Source organism: Synechococcus sp. H60.1 (assembly GCF_047462335.1).
GTDB lineage: Bacteria > Cyanobacteriota > Cyanobacteriia > Thermostichales > Thermostichaceae > Thermostichus.
In genome coordinates, this window is sequence record NZ_JANSJA010000093.1 from 1 (window position 1) to 1,150 (window position 1,150).

Genomic DNA, 1,150 nt, shown 5'->3' on the forward strand with positions numbered 1-1,150 from the left:
ACACCGGCGCGAGCTCCCATTGGCCCCCTGAAAACTCTATTGCCCCGCCTGCGGCAGGCCCAGGTGCCGATCGTGTGGGTCAACTGGGGCAATCGGCCCGACCTGCTCAACATCAGCGCCGGCCTGCGACACGTCTACAATCCCACCGGAGAGGGGGTAGGGCTGGGGGATCCCTTGCCCAAAAAGGGGTCTTTGGTTCTCACCCGCGGCAGTTGGGGCGCGGCTGTGGTGGAGGAATTGGAAGTCAAACCCGAGGATATTTGGGTGGATAAGTTCCGCATGAGTGGCTTTTGGGACACCCCTCTCGACAGCATTCTCAAAAATCTCGGACGTACCACCCTCTTTTTTGCCGGCGTGAACATCGATCAGTGTGTTATGACCACGCTGCAAGACGCCAATTTCCTCGGCTACGACTGCATTTTGCTAGAAGACTGCGCCGCCACCACCTCTCCTGAGTACTGTCTGCGGGCCACCCTTTACAACGTCAAGCAGTGCTTTGGCTTTGTTGCTTCCTCTGCTGATTTGCTGGCAGCTCTCCCCTCTTAGCGCTTGCCACTTTCCACCCACCCTCTCTTGAGGGGAGGATCCCGATGCAAACGCTCTCCCGCTGTGTGATCCCAATCGTCAAAACTCCTGCCGATTATCAGGCCTATCGCATCAGCCCCCACGACACCAATCGTCTGGCCATTGTGTTCGATCCTTCTCATGCTCAAGTCTCGCTAACGTTCTGTGTCGAGATTTTCGATGAGGGAGGCAGAACGCCCCCCAATCGTCATCAAATGGCTGTGGAAATGTTTTTCGTGCTCAAGGGGGAAGGTTTAGCTATTTGCGATGGGAAAGCGGCCCCCATCAAAACCGGAGACAGCATCCTGGTGCCGCCGACCGGTGTCCACGAAATCCACAACACCGGCCCTGGCCGTCTCTACGCCCTCTGTATGATGGTGCCCAACGAAGATTTTGCCGAGCTGATCCGATCTGGGATCCCTGCTGACTTGGACGAAGAGGATCTGGCAGTTTTATCTGGGGGCTGGAGAAGGGCTTGAGCCTCAAGTACTCCTGGAGACTTGGGCCTATTCCAACAGCGGTTCTTACCCCTTCTGTCTATCCGCTTGGAGCCAAGCTTCCCTCCCAAGGCAAGGGATTTTGGGCT

The 1,150-nt window shown here is 56.8% G+C and carries 2 protein-coding genes; both read left to right on the top strand.

The genetic code is table 11. From position 1 onward, the window contains the following. Window positions 1–546 (top strand): cysteine hydrolase family protein (locus NW852_RS05030; protein WP_414426503.1); only part of this gene is annotated, 546 nt, incomplete at its 5' end. A 44-nt stretch (window positions 547–590) separates the two neighbouring features. Next, a complete protein-coding gene (locus NW852_RS05035; RefSeq protein ID WP_414333033.1) occupies window positions 591–1,043 on the top strand; it encodes a cupin domain-containing protein in 453 nt (150 codons plus the stop codon). The last annotated feature ends 107 nt before the right edge of the window (window positions 1,044–1,150 follow it).